Below are 1,706 nucleotides of genomic sequence, written 5' to 3' on the forward strand. Positions count from 1 at the left end.
GCCTTCATCGCGCCGCGCTGTTCGAAGACCTGGGCATAGTGGTCGGGCAGGAACCCGAGAAAGCGTCCCGAGAGGATCAGCGTGGCGATGGCCTCCTGGTCGAAGCCGGTGGCCTTGCGCGCCAACTGGGCCCGGTGACTCAGCTCCATGTTCGGCGAGTGATAGCCGAGGCCGGCGAAGTCGTGCTCGCGCAGCCGCGACCAGGTCAGCTTGCCGTGCGGACCCTTGAAGAGCGGGTGTCCTGCGCCGCAGTACAGCAGCATGGTTTCATCGAACAGGTCCGCATAGACCAGGCTCTGCGAGCTGCGGTGCGCCGGAATGATGCCGATCTGGAACTTGCCCTCCAGCACGCCCTGCTCGATGGCGTTGATCGATCCCACGTGCACGGCCAGGCGCACTTCCGGCGCGATCTCCGAGAAGCGCGCGATGGCCTCGCTGATGCGCGCCTTCGGATTGGTCGCCGTCTTGTCGAACAGCGCCACCTCGAGTTGCCCGCCCATGCGGTTGTGGATGTCGTCGATGCTGCCGCGAAAGGCGTCCACCGAGGCCAGCAGCCGCAGCGTCTCGTCGTAGACGCGCTGGCCCTCGGCCGTGAGCGCGAAGCCGGCCCGCCCACGCCGGCACAGCACGAGGCCGAGCCGCGTCTCGAGGTCCTTCACATGCCGGCTGACCGTGGAGGTGCCGATGTTCAGCTCCAGCTCGGCGGCCGCCATGCCGCCGCAATCGACCACGCTCTTGAACACCTTGAGCAGGCGCAGATCCATGTCGCTGAGCTGTCCCAGCACGGCGCGGTTCCGGGCAACGCTTTCGGGCGGTGTCTTTACTTGCATAAAGTGTCAAGTGAACATTGATATTGCACCATTCTCCACACTGAACGGTCTGCGAACAATCCACCCACCTCATTTCCCTATCGGAGCCCGCATCACGCGGGAATCGCCATGACCCTTGCAACGCCCGCCATCGAACCCACGCCCGCCCTGCGGACCGACGCCGCCTGGCTCGACGCGCACTGGATGCCCTACACCGGCAACCGCAACTTCAAGGCCGATCCGCGGATCATCGTGGAGGCCAAGGGCGCCTATTTCACCGACAGCGACGGCCGCAAGATCTTCGACGGCCTCTCGGGCCTCTGGTGCTCGGGCCTCGGCCACGGCCGCCCCGAGATCACCGAAGCGGTGAGCCGCCAGATCGCCAAGCTCGACTATTCGCCCGCCTTCCAGTTCGGCCACCCGCTTTCGTTCGAGCTGGCCAACAGGATCAAGGAGCTCACGCCCGCCGGGCTCGACTACGTGTTCTTCACCGGCTCGGGCTCCGAAGCGGCCGACACCTCGCTCAAGCTGGCGCGCGCCTACTGGCGCACCAAGGGCCTGGCGGGCAAGACGCGCCTGATCGGCCGCGAGAAGGGCTATCACGGCGTCAACTACGGCGGCATCTCGGTCGGCGGCATCGCCGCCAACCGCAAGCTGTTCGGCCAGGGCGTGGAAGCGGATCACCTGCCGCACACGCAACTCGCAAGCAACGCCTTCACGCGCGGCATGCCCGAGACCGGCGCCGAGCTGGCCGACCGCCTGCTCGACCTGATCGCGCTGCACGACGCCTCGAACATCGCGGCCGTGATCGTCGAGCCCTTCGCGGGTTCGGCCGGCGTGGTGATTCCGCCCCAGGGCTACCTGAAGCGCCTGCGCGACATTTGCACCGCGAACAAC

Annotated in this window: 2 protein-coding genes; one reads left to right on the top strand and one right to left on the bottom strand. The window is 66.8% G+C overall.

Annotated features, from left to right (window positions below):
• Nucleotides 1–830, bottom strand: an 830-nt coding sequence (locus tag AC1D2K_RS34300) for a LysR family transcriptional regulator (RefSeq protein ID WP_478094845.1), incomplete at its 3' end; no start/stop codon positions are given.
• Nucleotides 831–938: 108 nt separating this feature from the next.
• Here AC1D2K_RS34300 and AC1D2K_RS34305 point away from each other — a divergent pair.
• A partial coding sequence (locus AC1D2K_RS34305; protein ID WP_478094847.1) for an aminotransferase class III-fold pyridoxal phosphate-dependent enzyme occupies nucleotides 939–1,706 on the top strand: 768 nt, incomplete at its 3' end.

It is taken from the genome of Variovorax sp. P1_H12_2 (assembly GCF_056405335.1).